Below are 17,780 nucleotides of genomic sequence, written 5' to 3' on the forward strand. Positions count from 1 at the left end.
GTGACGGCATCGAAGGTCATCGCGCGGCTGGTTGCCGCGCTGGCGCTGGCGGGGCTGGGTTTCGGCCTTGCGGGCTGCAATACCGTCCAGGGCTTCGGGCAGGACGTCAACGCCGCCGGCAATGCGCTGAAGCGCGCCGCGGAGTGACGAGTCCCGCCGAGAATTTGTCGATGTGCGCCGGCTGAACGCTGGCCCTTCAACCGGATAGACGGATCATGGAAAAATTCATTGTGCATACCGGCGTCGTGGCGCCGCTCGATCGCGAGAACGTCGACACCGACGCGATCATCCCGAAGCAGTTCCTGAAGTCGATCAAGCGCACGGGCTTCGGTCCGAACGCGTTCGACGAATGGCGTTACCTCGATCACGGCGAGCCGGGCCAGGACAACTCGAAGCGCCCGCTGAATCCCGACTTCGTGCTGAACCAGCCGCGCTACCAGGGTGCATCCGTGCTGCTCGCGCGCAAGAACTTCGGCTGCGGCAGCTCGCGCGAGCACGCGCCGTGGGCGCTGCAGCAGTACGGCTTCCGCGCGATCATCGCGCCGAGCTTCGCGGACATCTTCTTCAACAACTGCTACAAGAACGGGCTGCTGCCGATCGTGCTGACCGAGCAGCAGGTCGATCACCTGTTCAACGAGACGGCGGCGTTCAACGGTTTTCAACTGACGATCGACCTCGACGCACAGGTCGTGCGTGCGGGCGACGGCCGCGAATATCCGTTCGAGATCGCCGCGTTCCGCAAGTATTGCCTGCTGAACGGCTTCGACGACATCGGCCTCACGCTGCGCCACGCGGACAAGATTCGCCAGTTCGAGGCCGAGCGCCTCGTGAAGCAGCCGTGGCTCAATACCAAGCTGGTCGGCTGACGTGCCTTTCGGGCGGGCGCGCCGGCGGCGCGCTCGCCGGCCTGCCTCATAAAACCTATCCAGTCAGGAATTTCGCATGAAGATTGCAGTGCTGCCCGGCGACGGCATCGGTCCGGAAATCGTCAATGAAGCGGTGAAGGTGCTGAACGCACTCGACGAGAAGTTCGAACTCGAACAGGCGCCGGTCGGCGGCGCGGGCTACGAGGCAAGCGGTCATCCGCTGCCGGACGCGACGCTGGCGCTCGCGAAGGAGGCCGACGCGATCCTGTTCGGCGCCGTGGGCGACTGGAAGTACGACTCGCTCGAGCGCGCGCTGCGCCCCGAGCAGGCGATCCTCGGGCTGCGCAAGCATCTCGAGCTGTTCGCGAACTTCCGCCCGGCGATCTGCTACCCGCAGCTCGTCGATGCGTCGCCGCTGAAGCCGGAGCTGGTCGCGGGCCTCGACATCCTGATCGTGCGCGAACTGAACGGCGACATCTACTTCGGCCAGCCGCGCGGCGTGCGTGCCGCACCGGACGGCCTGTTCGCGGGCGAACGCGAAGGCTTCGACACGATGCGTTATTCGGAACCGGAAGTGCGCCGTATCGCGCACGTCGCGTTCCAGGCGGCCCGCAAGCGCGCGAAGAAGCTGCTGTCGGTCGACAAGGCGAACGTGCTCGAAACGTCGCAGTTCTGGCGCGACATCATGATCGACGTGTCGAAGGAGTACGCGGACGTCGAGCTGTCGCACATGTACGTCGACAACGCGGCGATGCAGCTCGCGAAGGCGCCGAAGCAGTTCGACGTGATCGTCACCGGCAACATGTTCGGCGACATCCTGTCGGATGAAGCGTCGATGCTGACGGGCTCGATCGGCATGCTGCCGTCGGCGTCGCTCGACAAGAACAACAAGGGCCTGTACGAACCGTCGCACGGTTCGGCGCCGGACATCGCGGGCAAGGGCATCGCGAACCCGCTCGCGACGATCCTGTCGGCCGCGATGATGCTGCGTTACTCGCTGAATCGTGCGGAGCAGGCCGATCGCATCGAGCGCGCGGTGAAAACGGTGCTCGAACAGGGCTACCGCACGGGCGATATCGCGACGCCGGGTGGCAAGCAGGTCGGCACGACGGCGATGGGCGACGCGGTGGTCGCGGCGCTGTAACGCAAGCAAGTAGAAAGGGCGCGAACGGGCCGCGAAATCGGCCGGTTCGCGCGCGGTTGGCCGTTGTGCGGGCAACCGGCTTTGTGTAGACTCGAACGATGGCGCAAATTTCCCTGATCTCCCCGGTCTTGAAACTCCACGGCAACATTGCCCGTGCGGGTGCGCGCGCCATCGTCATCACGAAAACCATTACCACGAAAACGATCATTAAACGCTGATCGTCCGTCGTGCCCGCCTATTTCCCCGCGCGGTCACACCGGGGACGGAAATGGCGGGGAAGCTCCATCAAAGGGTTAGTCATGAACGTAGGTCTCGTAGGTTGGCGCGGCATGGTCGGCAGCGTCCTGATGCAGCGCATGCAGGAAGAGGGCGATTTCGACCTGATCGAACCGGTGTTTTTCAGCACCAGCAACACGGGCGGCAAAGCGCCGTCGTTCGCGAAAAACGAGACTACGCTCAAGGACGCGACCAACGTCGACGAGCTGAAGAAGTGCGACGTGATCATCACGTGCCAGGGCGGCGACTACACGAACGACGTGTTCCCGAAGCTGCGCGCGGCGGGCTGGAACGGCTACTGGATCGATGCGGCATCGTCGCTGCGGATGAAGGACGACGCGGTCATCATCCTCGATCCGGTCAACCTCGACGTGATCAAGGACGCGCTCGTCAAGGGCACGAAGAACTTCATCGGCGGCAACTGCACGGTCAGCCTGATGCTGATGGCGCTCGGCGGCCTGTTCCGCGAGAACCTCGTCGACTGGATGACGGCGATGACCTACCAGGCCGCATCGGGCGCGGGCGCGCAGAACATGCGCGAACTGCTGTCGCAGATGGGCACGCTGAACGGCGCGGTAAAGGAGCAGCTCGCCGATCCGGCATCCGCGATCCTCGACATCGACCGCCGCGTGCTGGCCGCGATGAACAGCGACGCGATGCCGACCAGCAACTTCGGCGTGCCGCTCGCCGGCTCGCTGATCCCGTGGATCGACAAGGATCTCGGCAACGGGATGTCGAAGGAAGAGTGGAAGGGCGGCGCGGAAACCAACAAGATCCTCGGCAAGCCGGCAATGGGCGAGCCGGGTTCGATTCCGGTCGACGGCCTGTGCGTGCGGATCGGCGCAATGCGCTGCCATTCGCAGGCACTGACGATCAAGCTGAACAAGGACGTGCCGCTCGACGAGATCAACGGCATCCTCGCGTCGGCGAACGACTGGGTGAAGGTCGTGCCGAACGAGCGTGAAGCGTCGATGCGCGACCTGTCGCCGGCGAACGTCACGGGCACGCTGACGGTGCCGGTCGGCCGCCTGCGCAAGCTCGCGATGGGCGGCGAATACCTGTCGGCGTTCACGGTCGGCGACCAGCTGCTGTGGGGTGCGGCCGAGCCGCTGCGCCGCATGCTGCGCATCCTGCTCGACAAGTAAGCTCGTGTGTCCGGCCCGCGATGCGCGGGCCGCGTTGCACAAGATGGCGCGCCGCGCCGGCCTTGACGATATCAAGGCCGGCGCGGCGCGTTTTTCATGTGCGCGTCAGCGCATGTTCAGCAGCGTCTGGTCGACGGTCTGCTGGGTCTTGATCGTCTGCGCATTGGCCTGGTAATCACGCTGCGCCTTGATCAGGTTCACGAGCTCGGTCGTCAGGTCGACGTTCGAGTTTTCCAGCGCACTTCCCTGCAGCGTGCCGTGGTTCGTGCTGCCCGGCGCGGAGATCTGCGGCACGCCCGACGCGGCGGTTTCCACGTACTGATTGCCGCCAATGTTCTCGAGCCCGTTCGGGTTGTTGAAGTTCGCGAGCGCGATCAGGCCGAGCACCGCGCTCTGGCCGTTCGAGTAGTTGCCGGTCAGCTTGCCGTCGGTGCCGATCGAGAACGTCGTCAGCGTGCCGCTCGCGAAGCCGTCTTGTGCGAGGTTGGTCACGCCGCTCTTTCCGCCGAACTGCGTCGTGCCGCCCAGGTCGAGCGTCAGGTTCTGCGGATTGGCGCCGCCCGACGCGTTGGGGATCGAAAACGCGAACTGACCGAGGCTCGGCGTCGGCTGGCCGGTGGCGGCAGACGTCGTCGAGGTGATCCGGCCCGATGTGTCGAACGTGACGGTGCCGAGATTCGTTGGCGTCTGGCCCTGCACGCCCGCGTAGGCCTGCCAGGTGCCGGCCGCGTTCTTCGTGAAGTACATCGACACCTGCTGCGAGCCGCCGAGCGTGTCGTACACCTGGATCGACGAATTGTAGTTGTACGTGGTGTTGTCGCCCGGGTTGAACGGCGTCTTGGCCGGCACCTTGTCCTGCGAATTCAGGTTGAACTGGCCGGTGATCTTCGTCGTCGCCTGCGGGGCGATGTTGTTGGTCGGCGCCTGCAGCGGCACGGTCGCCGCGGTATTGATCGCGCCGCCCGGGCCTGCCGCATAGCCCATCAGGTTGCGGTTTTGCGAATCGACGATGGCGCCGCTCTTGTCGCGGTGGAATACGCCGTCACGCGAGTACGTCGTCACGCCGTTGTTCGACATCTGGAAGAAGCCGTTGCCGTTGATCGCGATGTCGAGCGACGACTTCGTCGTGTTGATCGTCCCCTGGCCGAATTGCTGCTGCACCGACGCGAGCCGCGTGCCGATGCCGATCTGCGTGTTGGTCGACGTCGCGACCGAATTCGCGTACATGTCGGCGAAGTTCGCGCGCCCCTGCTTGAAGCCGACCGTGTTTGCGTTCGCGATGTTGTTGCCGATCACGTCGAGATGGTTCGCCGCGCCGGCCAACCCGCTCAAACCCTGCTGATAGCCCATGTTCGATCCCCGTAACGAGCTGGTGAGTAGATGCAGTCGTGCGACTGCGCGATGCCTCCCTGGCACCTCACGACGTCAGCCCGGCCACGCGCGTGCCCGCCTTTCCGGCAGGTGCGTGCGCGATGGTCGAACTGCGCCGATTCTTGTTTGAAGACGATCGTAACGACGGCAATTATTCGATCTGTGTAATTTTGTGTAATGTAATTGAATTGCTGTAGAAATGATCGATTTCGTATGAGCAATGAAACGGGGGTAAGGCTTGGAATCCTTGTGCGGCGGGGGTTTGGGGGTGGTAATGTCCAATCCGACGATAAGAGAGGGGAATTGGCCTCTTATCGATCAATTGAAATTTATTTGAATGGATTGGGGGATCGGCGGGATTTGTTTTTATTGGATATTGCTAATTCATTAACGGCAGGTGGCGCGATTTATTGAGCAAACGTGCCCGATTTCGCGGTCGTGGCGCGGCATCGAGCCCCGGAGTGGGCAGGCCGCCGGGTGAGCGGCAAGGGGCGCGCCATTCGTTCGGGACGGGATGCGGCCGGGTGTTTTTCAGTTGAGGGAGGTGTGCTTCCGATCGATCGGGAACGCTGGTCGCACCGTGTGAACCCGGGCATTCGAGCGGCCCGGCCGGCGGGGGCGCGGACGCGCGAACGTGGCCGGTTGCACCCATCGGCGACGAATTCGGCCCGAACCCGATCACGTGAAGTAAACTACGCGGTTACGACGCACAGACCCGCCGAAAGCGTCGCGTTCAACGCGACGCTTTTGCATTTCTGCGGCAACTTTATTGACGCTTTCAACCGCGAATCCGAGCCGCGCCCGCGCGCGGCGATAGAGCCAACGATGTCCCGAATTTCCTTGTTTCCGCGTCAGTCCCGTCTGTCGCGCGCCGTGCGTGGCGCGCTGGCGATCCTGGCGCTCGGCGCAACCGCATCGGCCTGGGCGGCTGGCACCGGCGAACTGCCGGCGTCCGCTGCCGGCGGTGCAGTGCCGCTTACCGTGACGGTCCAGCCCGGCCAGTCGCTGAACGACATCGCGAAAGCGGCCACGCAGTCGCGCGATCCCGGTGTGCTCGCGCGCGCCGGCCGCGCGCTGTTCGACGCCAATCCGCAGGCGTTCATGAAGCACGACGCGAGCCGCCTGAAAGTCGGCGCGACGCTGACCGTGCCGGCGCTCGATGCGACAGGCGCGGCACTCGTGCCGGCCGGTGCATCCGGTGCATCGGGTACGACGGCAGCGTCCGCGCCCGTGGCGGCATCCGGCGGCACGGCGGTCGCGCAGCATGGTGCGTCGGCGCCGCATCCGGGGTCGACCCCGGCGGCGACCGTGCCATTCGCGCCGGTGGCGCCGGCCGTGCATGCGGCTCCGGTGAGCGGTGCGAGCGTCGCGACGGCCGCCGGTGCGGCGGCATCGCTCGGCGCTTCGACGGCACACGGCGCATCGGCCGTCGAAAGCACGCAGCCGGCGGCGCCCGTTGCCGGTGCAAGCGGTCCGCATGTGTGGAGCGGCGCGATCCAGTCGGTGCCGTCGTCCGCGAGTGGCGCCGCGCTTCCGCCTGTTGCGGGCAGCCAGGTTTCGGGCATGAACGAACCGGCCGGCGCGGCGCCCGCCACAGGCGCGTCGCAGCCGCGGCCGTCGAGCCTGCAGCAACTGCTGGCGCTGAAGAACCGCGTGCTGATGGAACTGCAGAAGCACGGCATCGGCAAGCCGGCCACGACGAACGAGGTCACGCCGGCGCTGGCGCCGGCACCTGTTGCGCCGCGTCCGGCCGCGAACGATACGGGCGCGTCCGCTGCCGCGCCGACGGCAGGCGAAGCCGCGTCCGGCGTTGCTGCCAGCGCAGTCCAGCCGGCATCGGTATCGGCGCCCGCGCAACCGGCCGCGCCGGTGGCGGCACCTGCGCGCAGTACCGGGCAGATGGACTGGCGTCCGGCCGCGGTGGCCGGTGCGGCCGTGATCGTCCTCGCCGCGGGTTTTGCGTGGCGCAAGCGCCGGAAGGGCCGGCGCGCGGAAGAAACGGGTGATGCGGGTACGAGCGCGACGGCTGCTGCGGTCGCCGCGGGCGGGGCCGGGGCTGCGGCGGCAGAAGCCGACGCCGCGCCGTCCTTCGAGCCGGAACTGCCGATCCGGCCCGAGATGCCGGTCGCACGCGACGCGGCTTCCGACTTGAGCCTTGCCGCGGCCACTGCCGCAGCGGCGGAGACGGTCGAGGCGCCTGACACGGATGTGCCGCCGGCGCCGGAAGTGGTGCCGCCGCATGACGAGCAGCCCGAATTACCGGCCGCGCACGCCGTAGTGCCGACCGCGAGCGAGGCGGCTCCGGCTCCGCACGATGCCGAGCCGGTAGAGAAGATCGCTGCCGAAAAGCCTGCGGAGCAGCCTGCCGAGACGCCGATCGCACCTGCGGCCGCCGAAACGCAGCACGCGGCGCTGATGCAGAACGCGATCAGCGCGCTCAACAGCCTCGACATGCCGCTGCCGCCGCGCACGCAGGACGAGCCGTCGCTGGCGACGGACGAGTCTGCCGCGAAGGCAACGCAGTCCGACATCGATCAGGTTGCAACTAACGGTCAAGCCGACCCGCGCCTTCCGATTGGCGCGATCGATCCGGCCCCCGAACATCCGGCCGATCAGGATGACGAGTTCGATTGGGATCCGGACGCGGCGACGCCAGCCGGCCAGGCGGGCAGCCCGTTCGCGACGTCGTCGCTGCCGCCGCTCGGCGGCGCGCAGTTCGGCGCGTTGAAGCTCGACTTCGATCTGGATCTTCCGTCGACGCCGGGCGCCGCGTTGCCGGCGCTGACGCCGGGCGAACTTGCCCGCATCGCGCGCAACAAGCTCGACCTCGCGACCGAATACGTCGAGCTGGGCGACCTGTCCGGCGCACGGACGCTGCTGCAGGAAGTGGTCGACGCGAACGACACCGCGACGCGCGACGATGCGCGTGCGCTGCTCGCGAAACTGGCGGACGAGGCGTGATGCGGATCGCGCTCGGCATTCAGTACGACGGCGCGGCGTTCTGCGGCTGGCAGGCGCAGCCGCACGGCAAGACCGTGCAGGACCGGCTCGAGCACGCGCTGGCCGAGTTCGCGCGCGTGCCGCTGCATACGACGGTGGCCGGGCGGACCGACACGGGCGTGCACGGGCTCGGGCAGGTCGTGCATTTCGATACCGACCTGGATCGCGAGGTGTTCTCGTGGGTGCGCGGGACCAACGCGTTCCTGCCGCCGACCGTGGCGGTGCAATGGGCGAAGCCGATGCCGGAGACGTTTCACGCGCGTTTCTCGGCGTTCGAGCGCACCTATTACTACGCGCTGTACGTGCATCCCGTGCGCTCGCCGATGCTGGCGGGGCGCGCGGGCTGGATCCATACGCCGCTCGACGACGACGCGATGCGCGCCGCCGCCGCGCACCTGATCGGCGAGCACGACTTCTCGTCGTTCCGGTCGTCGGAATGCCAGTCGAAGACACCGGTCAAACACCTGTACCAGATCGACGTGCGGCGCGTGGGCCATTTCATTCATTTCCGGTTCCGCGCCAACGCGTTCCTGCACCACATGGTGCGCAACCTGATGGGCTGCCTCGTCGCGGTCGGCCGCGGCCGTTATCCGGCCGACTGGCTTGCCGACGTGCTGGCCGGGCGCGACCGCACTCTCGCGGCGCCCACGTTCATGGCCGACGGGCTGTACCTCGCCCACGTCGGCTACCCGGCGGAATTCGCCGTCCCGCCCGCGCAGCTCGGCAGCGTGCCGTGGAGCAGCGTCTGGGCCGACCTGGACCCTCAACCATGACGGATCACGCCGTGTCTCCTTCGACTCCCGCCGCGGCCGGCCTGCCGCCGCGCACGCGTATCAAGCTGTGCGGGCTGTCGCGTCCCGAGGACGTGCTGCACGCGGCGGCGCTCGGCGCCGACGCGATCGGCCTCGTGTTCTACCCGAAGAGCCCGCGCGCGGTGACGATCGCGCAGGCGGCCGAGCTGGCGCGCCTCGCGCCGCCGTTCGTGTCGGTGGTCGGGCTGTTCGTGAACGCGACCGAAGCCGAGATCGAAGCCGTCGTGCGCGACGTGCCGCTCACGCTGCTGCAGTTCCACGGCGACGAGACGCCGGAACAGTGCGACGCGCTCGGCCGCGCGGCCCGCCTGCCGTGGTTGCGCGCGGTGCGCGTCGGCCCCTCGACGCAGCGTGCCGATTTGGTAGAATCGGCACTTCATTATTCGAAAGCGCGCGGCCTCCTGTTCGACACCCTGGTGCCGGATTACGGCGGTAGCGGCAAGGTCTTCGATTGGTCTCTTATTCCCGCAGAGCTCGCGCATCGGGCCGTTTTGAGTGGTGGCTTGAGCGCGCAAAACGTCGGTGATGCGATTCGCCAGTTGCGTCCGTTTGCTGTCGATGTCTCGAGTGGCATCGAAGTGGAGGGCGCGAAGGGCGTGAAGGATCACGCCCGGATGGCGGCGTTCGTACGCGCGGTGCGCGAAGCGGACGCCGGGTGATGCAAGCCGGCGCGGCCCCGAAAGCGGGGCGCCCCGACCGATCGAGAGAGACACCATGTACAACCTTCCTGATGACCGCGGCCACTTCGGCCCGTATGGCGGCGTGTTCGTCGCCGAGACGCTGATTCACGCGCTGGACGAACTGCGCGCGGCGTATGAAAAATTCCAGAACGATCCCGATTTCGTCGCCGAATTCGAGCGCGAGCTGAAGCATTTCGTCGGCCGCCCGTCGCCGATCTATCACGCGCAGCGCTGGAGCGAGACGCTCGGCGGCGCGCAGATCTACCTGAAGCGCGAGGACCTGAACCACACGGGCGCGCACAAGATCAACAACGTGATCGGCCAGGCGCTGCTCGCGAAGCGCATGGGCAAGAAGCGCGTGATCGCCGAGACGGGCGCCGGCCAGCACGGCGTCGCGACCGCGACGATCTGCGCCCGCTTCGGGATGGAGTGCGTCGTCTACATGGGCTCGGAAGACGTGCGCCGCCAGGCCGCGAACGTCTACCGGATGAAGCTGCTCGGCGCGACGGTCGTGCCGGTCGAATCGGGTTCGCGCACGCTGAAGGACGCGCTGAACGAAGCGATGCGCGACTGGGTCACGAACATCGAAAGCACGTTCTACATCATCGGCACGGTCGCGGGCCCGCACCCGTACCCGATGATGGTGCGCGACTTCCAGCGCGTGATCGGCGACGAGTGCAAGGTGCAGATGCCCGAGCTCGCGGGCCGGCAGCCGGACGCGGTGATCGCCTGCGTCGGCGGCGGCTCGAACGCGATGGGCATCTTCTATCCGTACATCGACGACACGTCGGTGCAGCTGATCGGCGTCGAAGCGGCCGGCGACGGCCTCGACACGGGCCATCACGCGGCGTCGCTGATCGCCGGCAGCCCGGGCGTGCTGCACGGCAACCGTACCTACCTGCTGCAGGACGACAACGGCCAGATCATCGAGACGCATTCGGTGTCGGCGGGCCTCGACTATCCGGGCGTCGGCCCCGAGCACGCATGGCTGAAGGACAGCGGCCGCGCACAGTACGTCGGCATTACCGACGAGGAGGCGCTGAAGGCGTTCCACGACTGCTGCCGGATCGAGGGGATCATTCCCGCGCTCGAGTCGAGCCATGCGATCGCGTACGGCGTGAAGCTCGCGCCGACGTTGCCGAAGGACAAGATCCTGCTCGTCAACCTGTCGGGCCGCGGCGACAAGGACATGCACACGGTCGCCGAGCGATCGGGCATCGAGCTCTGACCCCGACCGATGCGTGACCTGATCGAAGAACCGGGCGGCGGTGCCGCGAGCGAGGCGGGGGCGGCGGTTCAACCCGCCGCCGCCGTGCCGCGCGCGCTGCCGTCCGGGATCGAACTGCACAACCGCGATTTCCTGACCGATGCCGCGCACCTGCCGGACGCGTCGATCGACCTGATCGTCGCCGATCCGCCGTACGGGCTCGGCAAGGACTACGGCAACGACTCGGACAAGCGTTCGGGCGACGACTTTCTCGCGTGGACGCGCGAGTGGCTCGAGCTCGCGATTCCGAAGCTGAAGCCGAGCGGGTCGATGTACATCTTCTGCACGTGGCAGTACGCGCCGGAAATCTTCAGTTTCCTGAAGACGCAACTCACGATGGTCAACGAGATCATCTGGGACCGGCGCGTGCCGAGCATGGGCGGCACGACGCGCCGTTTCACGTCGGTGCACGACAACATCGGCTTTTTCGCGGTTTCCAGGGCGTATTACTTCGATCTCGATCCGGTCCGCATCCCGTACGACGCCGACACGAAGAAGGCCCGCTCGCGCAAGCTGTTCGAAGGCAGCAAGTGGCTGGAGATGGGCTACAACCCGAAGGACGTCTGGTCGGTCTCGCGCCTGCACCGGCAGCACGCGGAGCGCGTCGATCATCCGACCCAGAAGCCGCTGGAAATCATCGAGCGGATGGTGCTCGCAAGCTGCCCGCCGGGCGGCCGCGTGCTCGATCCGTTCATGGGCAGCGGCACGACCGCGGTGGCCTGCGCACGGCAGGGGCGCGACTTCGTCGGCTACGAGATCAACGAAAGCTATTGTGCGATCGCGCACGAGCGTGTGAACGCGCTCGCTGCGCCGGCGTGCGCGTGAATCGCGCCGCCGCGTCGCCGAAGCATTGAGGAAAAATTGCCATGTCCCGTATTCAGCAAACCTTCGCCGCGCTCGCCGAACAAGGCCGTAAGGGCCTGATCCCGTTCATCACGGCCGGCGATCCCGATCCCGCGAAAACCGTCGAATTCATGCACGCGCTCGCCGCAGGCGGCGCGGACGTGATCGAACTCGGCGTGCCGTTCTCGGACCCGATGGCCGACGGCCCGGTGATCCAGCGCTCGTCGGAGCGCGCGCTCGCGCGCGGCGTCACGCTGAAGAGCGTGCTCGCCGACGTGAAGCGCTTTCGCGAAACCGACCCCAAAACGCCCGTCGTGCTGATGGGTTATGCGAACCCGATCGAGCGGATGGGCGTCGACGCGTTCGCGGCCGAAGCGCAGGCGGCCGGTGTCGACGGCGTGCTCGTCGTCGACTATCCGCCGGAAGAGGCGGGTGTGTTCGCCGAGAAAATGCGCGCCGCGCAGATCGATCCGATCTTCCTGCTCGCGCCCACGTCGACCGACGAACGTATCGCCGACGTCGGCAAGATCGCGAGCGGCTACGTGTATTACGTGTCGCTCAAGGGCGTGACCGGCGCAGGAAATCTGGATGTTTCGAGCATTGCGGGTAAAATCCCGGCCATCAAGTCGCGCGTGCCGGTTCCGGTCGGCGTCGGCTTCGGTATCCGCGACGCCGAAACGGCGCGCGCGGTGGCCGAGGTGTCGGACGCGGTCGTGATCGGCAGCCGCCTCGTGCAGCTGCTCGAAAGCGCTGCGCCGGAGGGTGCCGCCGCCGCGCTGAAGACTTTCATTGCCGAGCTGCGCGCCGCCCTGGACGGCGCGGGCAAGACGGCGCGATAAACACAACACAGGAAGCGGGAACGGGCCGGTCGGCCCGGCCCGCCACGGAACAGGAAACCATACGATGAGCTGGCTCGACAAACTGTTGCCGCCGAAGATCAAGCAGACCGACCCGAAAAGCCGCAAGGGCATTCCGGAAGGCCTGTGGGTCAAGTGCCCGTCCTGCGAGGCCGTGCTGTACCGCAACGACGTGGACGCGAACCTGCACGTGTGCCCGAAGTGCGATCACCACATGCGCATCGGCGCGCGTGAGCGCCTCGACGGGCTGCTCGATCCGGAAGGCCGTTATGAAATCGGTCAGGAAGTCGTGCCGGTCGACACGCTGAAGTTCAAGGACAGCCGCAAGTACCCCGATCGTCTGAAGGAAGCGATGGACGACACGGGCGAGACCGACGCGATGGTCGTGATGGGCGGTGCGATCCACACGCTGCCGGTGGTCGCGGCCTGCTTCGAGTTCTCGTTCATGGGCGGCTCGATGGGCTCGGTGGTCGGCGAGCGCTTCGCACGCGGCGCGCAGAACGCGCTCGAACAGCAGGTGCCGTTCATCTGCTTCACCGCGTCGGGCGGTGCACGGATGCAGGAAAGCCTGCTGTCGCTGATGCAGATGGCGAAAACCACCGCGATGCTGACCAAGCTGGCCGAAGCGAAGCTGCCGTTCATTTCGGTGCTGACCGACCCGACGATGGGCGGCGTGTCGGCGAGCTTTGCATTCCTCGGCGACGTCGTGATCGCCGAACCGAAGGCGCTGATCGGCTTCGCCGGCCCGCGCGTGATCGAGCAGACGGTCCGCGAGAAGCTCCCGGAAGGCTTCCAGCGCGCCGAATTCCTGATCAAGACGGGCGCGATCGACATGATCGTCGACCGTCGCAAGATGCGCGACGAGATCGCGCAACTGCTCGCGCTGCTGCAGCGACAGCCGGCCGACGCGCTGGCTTGACCGGCGCAAGGTTGTGAACTCTGCGCGTCGCCTGGCTTCCGCGTCAGGCGACGCGCTTCGTTTTTTGGCGTAGTGGCGGTACCGATCCAGATTTGAACCGATGAGCACTTTTCCCACTCTCGACGCGTGGCTTTCGCATCTCGAACGCGCGCACCCGGTCGGCATCGACATGGGCCTGACCCGCATCGGGCAGGTCAAGGCGGCGCTGCAGCTCGAATTCGCGTGCCCCGTCATTACCGTCGGCGGCACGAACGGCAAGGGTTCGACCTGCGCGTTCCTCGAGACGATCCTCGTGCGCGCGGGCTACAAGGTCGGCTGCCACACGTCGCCGCACCTGCTCGAATTCAACGAGCGCGCGCGCGTGAACGGGCAGAACGTCACCGATGACGAACTGCTGCCGCACTTCGAGGCCGTCGAAGCCGCGCGCACGTCGTTGCCCGAGCCCGTGTCGCTCACGTACTTCGAATTCACGACGCTCGCGATCCTGCACCTGTTCGCGTCGCGCGGGCTGGACGCGGTGATCCTCGAAGTCGGCCTCGGCGGCCGGCTGGACGCGGTCAACATCATCGATACCGATTGCGCGATCGTCACGAGCATCGACATCGACCACACCGAATACCTCGGCGACACGCGCGAGAAGATCGCGTTCGAGAAGGCCGGGATCTTCCGTGCCGGCAAGCCGGCGATCTGCGGCGATCCGGCCGCACCGCAAACGCTGATCGACCACGCGGAAGCGATCGGCGCCGACCTGTGGCTCGTCGGCCGCGATTTCCGCTACGAGGCGCAGGCAGGCGCGGAGCGCCAGCAGTGGAGCTACCTCGGTCGCGAGAAGCGCTATCCGGCGCTGGCGTATCCGGCGCTGCGCGGCGCGAATCAGCTGATCAATGCATCGGCCGCGCTTGCCGCGCTCGAGGCGTTGCGCCCGGTGCTGCCGGTGTCGGCGCAGGACATCCGGCTCGGTCTCGCGAACGTCGAGCTGCCGGGGCGCTTCCAGGTGCTGCCCGGCAAGCCGGCGATCGTGCTCGACGTCGCGCACAACCCGCATGCATCGGCCGTGCTCGAGCAGAACCTCGGCAACATGGGTTTCTTCCCGTACACGTACGCGGTGTTCGGCGCGATGCACGACAAGGACATCGACGGCGTGCTGCAGCACCTGAAGGGCGAGATCGACCACTGGTGCGTGACCGACCTGCCGCTGCCGCGTGCGGCCACCGCCGAGCAGCTCGAAGCCGCGCTGCGCAAGGCCGGCGTGGAGGAGGGGCCCGATTCGAGCGTCACGCGTTACACGTCGCCCGCCGAAGCGTTTCGCGATGCACTAAAAAGAGCATCCGAGAATGATAGAATCGTGGTTTTCGGCAGTTTCCATACGGTTGCCGGCGTGCTGGCCTACCGTAAATCGCAGCAACACTGACTGACGGGCAGTTTCGGACTCAGCCATTCATGGGAATTTTCTCGTTCGGCAAGAAAGACGACGACGCGCCCCCGCGGCGCGGCGGTCGCACCGGGACCTCCCGGAACGTGCGCACGGAGCGCACCACTGAACGCGTCGAGCGCCGCTCGCGCCGCACCGAACGTCCGGAATCGGACGCGCTGCTCCTCGATCCGACCCTTCCAGAAAAGCAACGCGCACGCCGTCGCCTCGTCGGCGCGATCGCGCTCGTCGTCGCCGCGGTGATCGTGCTGCCGATGGTGCTCGATTCGCACCCGAAGCCGGTCACCGACGACATCGCGATCGACATCCCGAACCGGCCCGCGCATCAGGCGGTCGCGCCGCGCGACGACGATGTGTCCGACGTGCAGGCCGGCGTCGCGCATGACGAACCGCCGGCATCCGACACGGCCGTTGCGGCCGCACCGGCGCCCGCGCCGAAGGATGCCGCCAAGCCGGCCGCGAAACCCGATACCACGACCACGGCGAGCGTGACGCCGCCGAAGCCTGCGCCGAAACCGGCTGCGCCCGCGGCGAAGCCGGCTGCGCCGAAGCCCGCACCCGCGGCCGTCGCGAATGCCGACGCCGCGAGCCCGGACAGCGGCGACGCGTCGTCGCCGTCGTCACCGGCCGGTGCACGCTTCGCGGTGCAGCTCGGGTCGTTCAAGGACGACGCGACGGCCCGTTCGTGGGCCACCAAGTTGAAATCGGCGGGCGTGCCCGCATATGTCGAGCATCGCAAGCAGTCGGATGGCAGCACGGCTACACTGTTGCGTGCAGGCCCGTTCGCGGATCGCGCGGCGGCTTCCGCCGCGATCGCGAAGGTGCGCGAAGCCGGTCTGACGCAGTAACGCACGATGCTGACGGCTTTCGACTACGCTGTATTGGCGGTGATCGTGTTGTCGGCGCTGCGCGGTGCGTGGCGCGGCTTCGTGTCCGAGATTTTCGGGCTGATCGGCTGGATCGCGGCGATCGTGATCGCGGGCCGCTACGTCGGATTGGTCGTACCGTATATACCGGCGAACTGGCCGGGCGGTGCGCTGACGCAGTGGGTGATCGCCTTCGCGTTGGTCGTGATCGGCGTGGTGCTGGTCGCCGGCGTCGCGAACGCGCTGCTGTCGCGGATCGCGCAGGCCAGTGGCCTGGGCGGCGTCGACCGCTCGCTGGGCATGATGTTCGGGCTCGTCCGCGGCTGCGTGCTGGTGGTGCTGCTGGTCGCGGCGGCCGGGCTGACCGAACTGCCCAAACAGGATTTCTGGCGCAATGCGCTATTGCGTCCTTTCGCCGAACAGGGCGTGCACGAGCTGAAGCAGCTCCTGCCCGACGGCATGGCCCAGTACGTACGCGTGTGACGACGCGGCTGGGCAGGACGGAACCGATTTTGTCATTCTGAAGGACATGCCATGTGCGGCATCGTAGGCGTTATCTCCCAATCCCCGGTCAACCAGCTGATCTATGACAGCCTGCTGCTGCTGCAGCATCGCGGTCAGGACGCGGCGGGCATCGCGACGGCGGACGGCAGCAATTTCCACATGTACAAGGCGAACGGCATGGTGCGCGACGTGTTCCGCACGCGCAACATGCGCAGCCTGCCCGGCACCTACGGCATCGGCCAGGTGCGCTACCCGACGGCCGGCTCGGCGTCGAGCGAAGCCGAGGCGCAGCCGTTCTACGTGAACGCGCCGTTCGGGATCATCCTCGCGCACAACGGCAACCTGACGAACTGGCAGCAACTGAAGGACGAGATGTTCCGGATCGACCGCCGGCACATCAACACCAATTCCGACAGCGAAGTGCTGCTCAACGTGTTCGCGCACGAGCTGCAACTGTCGACCACGGGCCTCGAGCTCGATCCGGCCTCGGTGTTCAAGGCCGTCTCGGGCGTGCATCGCCGCCTGCAGGGTTCGTATGCGATCGTGTCGCTGATCGCCGGCTACGGCCTGCTCGCGTTCCGCGACCCGTTCGGCATCCGCCCGCTCTGCATCGGCAAGCTCGAGACCGAGCACGGCACCGAATGGATGGTCGCGTCGGAGTCGGTCGCGGTCGAAGGCATCGGTTTCGAATTCGTGCGCGACCTGGAGCCGGGCGAAGCGATCTTCATCGACAAGGCCGGCAACTTCCACAGCCAGCAGTGCGCGGAGAACCCGACGCTGAACCCGTGCATGTTCGAATACGTGTACCTCGCGCGTCCGGATTCGTGCCTCGACGGCGTGCCGGTCTACAACGTGCGCCTGCGCATGGGCGACTATCTCGCCGAGAAGATCAAGCGCGAACTGCCGAACGTGCCGATCGACGTCGTGATGCCGATTCCCGATTCGTCGCGCCCGGCCGCGATGCAGGTCGCCGCGAAGCTCGGCGTCGAGTACCGCGAAGGCTTCTTCAAGAACCGCTACGTCGGCCGCACCTTCATCATGCCGGGGCAGGCCGTGCGCAAGAAGTCGGTGCGCCAGAAGCTCAATGCGATGAGCATCGAGTTCAAGGACAAGAACGTGCTGATCGTCGACGATTCGATCGTGCGCGGCACGACCTCGCACGAGATCGTGCAGATGGCGCGTGACGCTGGCGCGAAGTCGGTGATCTTCGCGTCGGCCGCGCCGCCCGTGAAGTTCCCGAACGTGTACGGCATCGACATGCCGACGCGCGGTGAGCTCGTCGCACACGGCCGCACCGACGAAGACGTCGCGAAGATCATCGGCGCCGACCACCTGATCTACCAGGACGTCGACGACCTGCGCCGCGCGGTGCGCGACATCAACCCGAAGCTCGAACGCTTCGAGGCGTCGTGCTTCGACGGCAACTACATCACCGGCGACGTGACGCCCGAGTATCTCGATGCGATCGAGCGCGCGCGCCTCACGCCGGCGTCGCAGGCCGATCGCGATACGGCCGGCGACACCGAACGTTCGCAGATGAACCTGCAGCTGTCGGTCGAGTGACACCGGCGCACGCTTTGATCGAGGCGTGATAGGATGTGGCCTTGCGTCGATTTGATATCAGCTTGCGGACGCGGGGCGACTTCCCAAAACAGCTAAAGCGAAGGCCGGTGGCAACCGGCCCGAGTCGATCGCTGTCGTACCGCACCGAAGCCCGCTGATGCCGACGCATAGCGGGCTTTTTGTTTTTGGGCCTGGTTTTGATCTGGCCTGCGCGACGCGCGTGGCCATCGGATAC

At 66.7% G+C, this 17,780-nt stretch carries 18 protein-coding genes; 17 read left to right on the forward strand and 1 reads right to left on the reverse strand.

Annotated features, from left to right (window positions below):
- From DPV79_RS18640 to asd, 5 genes are all read left to right on the forward strand, one after another.
- Positions 1 to 147, forward strand: coding sequence for an entericidin A/B family lipoprotein (locus tag DPV79_RS18640; RefSeq protein ID WP_021158717.1), 147 nt, complete (start codon positions 1 to 3; stop codon positions 145 to 147).
- A 68-nt stretch (positions 148 to 215) separates the two neighbouring features.
- Positions 216 to 866 carry a 3-isopropylmalate dehydratase small subunit gene (gene leuD, locus DPV79_RS18645; RefSeq protein WP_021158718.1) on the forward strand — a complete coding sequence of 217 codons (651 nt, stop codon included), beginning with the start codon at positions 216 to 218 and terminating at the stop codon, positions 864 to 866.
- 76 nt (positions 867 to 942) lie between these two features.
- On the forward strand, positions 943 to 2,010 hold the full coding sequence (gene leuB, locus DPV79_RS18650) for a 3-isopropylmalate dehydrogenase (protein ID WP_021158719.1): 1,068 nt from the start codon (positions 943 to 945) through the stop codon (positions 2,008 to 2,010).
- A gap of 98 nt (positions 2,011 to 2,108) precedes the next feature.
- Positions 2,109 to 2,228 (forward strand): hypothetical protein, encoded by a 120-nt coding sequence (locus tag DPV79_RS18655; protein WP_021158720.1) that lies wholly within the window; start codon positions 2,109 to 2,111, stop codon positions 2,226 to 2,228.
- An 81-nt stretch (positions 2,229 to 2,309) separates the two neighbouring features.
- Positions 2,310 to 3,431, forward strand: a complete 1,122-nt coding sequence (gene asd, locus DPV79_RS18660; RefSeq protein ID WP_027791140.1) for an aspartate-semialdehyde dehydrogenase — start codon at positions 2,310 to 2,312, stop codon at positions 3,429 to 3,431.
- Between the two features lie 105 nt (positions 3,432 to 3,536).
- Here asd and flgE read toward each other — a convergent pair whose 3' ends face one another.
- Positions 3,537 to 4,781: a flagellar hook protein FlgE gene (gene flgE, locus DPV79_RS18665; RefSeq protein ID WP_048022078.1), complete on the reverse strand. Its 1,245-nt coding sequence runs from the start codon at positions 4,779 to 4,781 to the stop codon at positions 3,537 to 3,539.
- 234 nt (positions 4,782 to 5,015) lie between these two features.
- Between flgE and DPV79_RS42145 the strand changes: the two genes are divergently transcribed.
- The 12 genes from DPV79_RS42145 (at position 5,016) to purF (ending at position 17,545) form a co-directional block, all read left to right on the forward strand.
- Positions 5,016 to 5,216, forward strand: a complete 201-nt coding sequence (locus tag DPV79_RS42145) for a hypothetical protein (protein WP_133295684.1) — start codon at positions 5,016 to 5,018, stop codon at positions 5,214 to 5,216.
- Positions 5,217 to 5,627: 411 nt separating this feature from the next.
- Positions 5,628 to 7,763, forward strand: a complete 2,136-nt coding sequence (locus DPV79_RS18670) for a motility hub landmark protein FimV (protein ID WP_113046124.1) — start codon at positions 5,628 to 5,630, stop codon at positions 7,761 to 7,763.
- On the forward strand, positions 7,763 to 8,575 hold the full coding sequence (truA, locus tag DPV79_RS18675) for a tRNA pseudouridine(38-40) synthase TruA (RefSeq protein ID WP_048022073.1): 813 nt from the start codon (positions 7,763 to 7,765) through the stop codon (positions 8,573 to 8,575). Before DPV79_RS18670 ends, truA begins: the two co-directional genes overlap by 1 nt.
- Complete coding sequence (locus DPV79_RS18680; RefSeq protein ID WP_042974244.1) at positions 8,572 to 9,273, forward strand: phosphoribosylanthranilate isomerase; 702 nt, start codon at positions 8,572 to 8,574, stop codon at positions 9,271 to 9,273. The genes truA and DPV79_RS18680 overlap by 4 nt, the downstream gene beginning before the upstream one ends.
- 55 nt (positions 9,274 to 9,328) lie before the next feature.
- Positions 9,329 to 10,522 (forward strand): tryptophan synthase subunit beta, encoded by a 1,194-nt coding sequence (trpB, locus tag DPV79_RS18685; protein WP_027791145.1) that lies wholly within the window; start codon positions 9,329 to 9,331, stop codon positions 10,520 to 10,522.
- 9 nt (positions 10,523 to 10,531) lie between these two features.
- Positions 10,532 to 11,386 carry a DNA-methyltransferase gene (locus DPV79_RS18690; RefSeq protein WP_021158728.1) on the forward strand — a complete coding sequence of 285 codons (855 nt, stop codon included), beginning with the start codon at positions 10,532 to 10,534 and terminating at the stop codon, positions 11,384 to 11,386.
- Between the two features lie 41 nt (positions 11,387 to 11,427).
- The gene (gene trpA, locus DPV79_RS18695; RefSeq protein ID WP_042974247.1) at positions 11,428 to 12,243 is read left to right on the forward strand and encodes a tryptophan synthase subunit alpha; all 816 of its coding nucleotides are present in this window, start codon (positions 11,428 to 11,430) and stop codon (positions 12,241 to 12,243) included.
- A 64-nt stretch (positions 12,244 to 12,307) separates the two neighbouring features.
- Complete coding sequence (accD, locus tag DPV79_RS18700; protein ID WP_021158729.1) at positions 12,308 to 13,180, forward strand: acetyl-CoA carboxylase, carboxyltransferase subunit beta; 873 nt, start codon at positions 12,308 to 12,310, stop codon at positions 13,178 to 13,180.
- Between the two features lie 100 nt (positions 13,181 to 13,280).
- Positions 13,281 to 14,591 carry a bifunctional tetrahydrofolate synthase/dihydrofolate synthase gene (gene folC, locus DPV79_RS18705; protein ID WP_021158730.1) on the forward strand — a complete coding sequence of 437 codons (1,311 nt, stop codon included), beginning with the start codon at positions 13,281 to 13,283 and terminating at the stop codon, positions 14,589 to 14,591.
- Positions 14,592 to 14,620: 29 nt separating this feature from the next.
- The gene (locus tag DPV79_RS18710) at positions 14,621 to 15,460 is read left to right on the forward strand and encodes an SPOR domain-containing protein (RefSeq protein WP_113046126.1); all 840 of its coding nucleotides are present in this window, start codon (positions 14,621 to 14,623) and stop codon (positions 15,458 to 15,460) included.
- A 6-nt stretch (positions 15,461 to 15,466) separates the two neighbouring features.
- Positions 15,467 to 15,961, forward strand: coding sequence for a CvpA family protein (locus tag DPV79_RS18715; protein ID WP_006491262.1), 495 nt, complete (start codon positions 15,467 to 15,469; stop codon positions 15,959 to 15,961).
- A gap of 51 nt (positions 15,962 to 16,012) precedes the next feature.
- The gene (purF, locus tag DPV79_RS18720; protein ID WP_021158732.1) at positions 16,013 to 17,545 is read left to right on the forward strand and encodes an amidophosphoribosyltransferase; all 1,533 of its coding nucleotides are present in this window, start codon (positions 16,013 to 16,015) and stop codon (positions 17,543 to 17,545) included.
- The last annotated feature ends 235 nt before the right edge of the window (positions 17,546 to 17,780 follow it).

Source organism: Burkholderia reimsis (assembly GCF_003294055.1).
Lineage (GTDB): Bacteria > Pseudomonadota > Gammaproteobacteria > Burkholderiales > Burkholderiaceae > Burkholderia > Burkholderia cepacia.

Coding starts and splice junctions, on each gene's coding strand:
- truA (WP_048022073.1), top strand. CDS start 7,763: ATGCGGATCGCGCTCGGCATTCAGTACGACGGCGCGGCGTTCTGCGGC.
- purF (WP_021158732.1), top strand. CDS start 16,013: ATGTGCGGCATCGTAGGCGTTATCTCCCAATCCCCGGTCAACCAGCTG.
- trpB (WP_027791145.1), top strand. CDS start 9,329: ATGTACAACCTTCCTGATGACCGCGGCCACTTCGGCCCGTATGGCGGC.
- DPV79_RS18690 (WP_021158728.1), top strand. CDS start 10,532: ATGCGTGACCTGATCGAAGAACCGGGCGGCGGTGCCGCGAGCGAGGCG.
- DPV79_RS42145 (WP_133295684.1), top strand. CDS start 5,016: ATGAGCAATGAAACGGGGGTAAGGCTTGGAATCCTTGTGCGGCGGGGG.
- leuD (WP_021158718.1), top strand. CDS start 216: ATGGAAAAATTCATTGTGCATACCGGCGTCGTGGCGCCGCTCGATCGC.
- folC (WP_021158730.1), top strand. CDS start 13,281: ATGAGCACTTTTCCCACTCTCGACGCGTGGCTTTCGCATCTCGAACGC.
- DPV79_RS18715 (WP_006491262.1), top strand. CDS start 15,467: ATGCTGACGGCTTTCGACTACGCTGTATTGGCGGTGATCGTGTTGTCG.
- leuB (WP_021158719.1), top strand. CDS start 943: ATGAAGATTGCAGTGCTGCCCGGCGACGGCATCGGTCCGGAAATCGTC.
- DPV79_RS18710 (WP_113046126.1), top strand. CDS start 14,621: ATGGGAATTTTCTCGTTCGGCAAGAAAGACGACGACGCGCCCCCGCGG.
- asd (WP_027791140.1), top strand. CDS start 2,310: ATGAACGTAGGTCTCGTAGGTTGGCGCGGCATGGTCGGCAGCGTCCTG.
- trpA (WP_042974247.1), top strand. CDS start 11,428: ATGTCCCGTATTCAGCAAACCTTCGCCGCGCTCGCCGAACAAGGCCGT.
- DPV79_RS18655 (WP_021158720.1), top strand. CDS start 2,109: ATGGCGCAAATTTCCCTGATCTCCCCGGTCTTGAAACTCCACGGCAAC.
- flgE (WP_048022078.1), bottom strand. CDS start 4,781: ATGGGCTATCAGCAGGGTTTGAGCGGGTTGGCCGGCGCGGCGAACCAT.
- DPV79_RS18670 (WP_113046124.1), top strand. CDS start 5,628: ATGTCCCGAATTTCCTTGTTTCCGCGTCAGTCCCGTCTGTCGCGCGCC.
- DPV79_RS18680 (WP_042974244.1), top strand. CDS start 8,572: ATGACGGATCACGCCGTGTCTCCTTCGACTCCCGCCGCGGCCGGCCTG.
- accD (WP_021158729.1), top strand. CDS start 12,308: ATGAGCTGGCTCGACAAACTGTTGCCGCCGAAGATCAAGCAGACCGAC.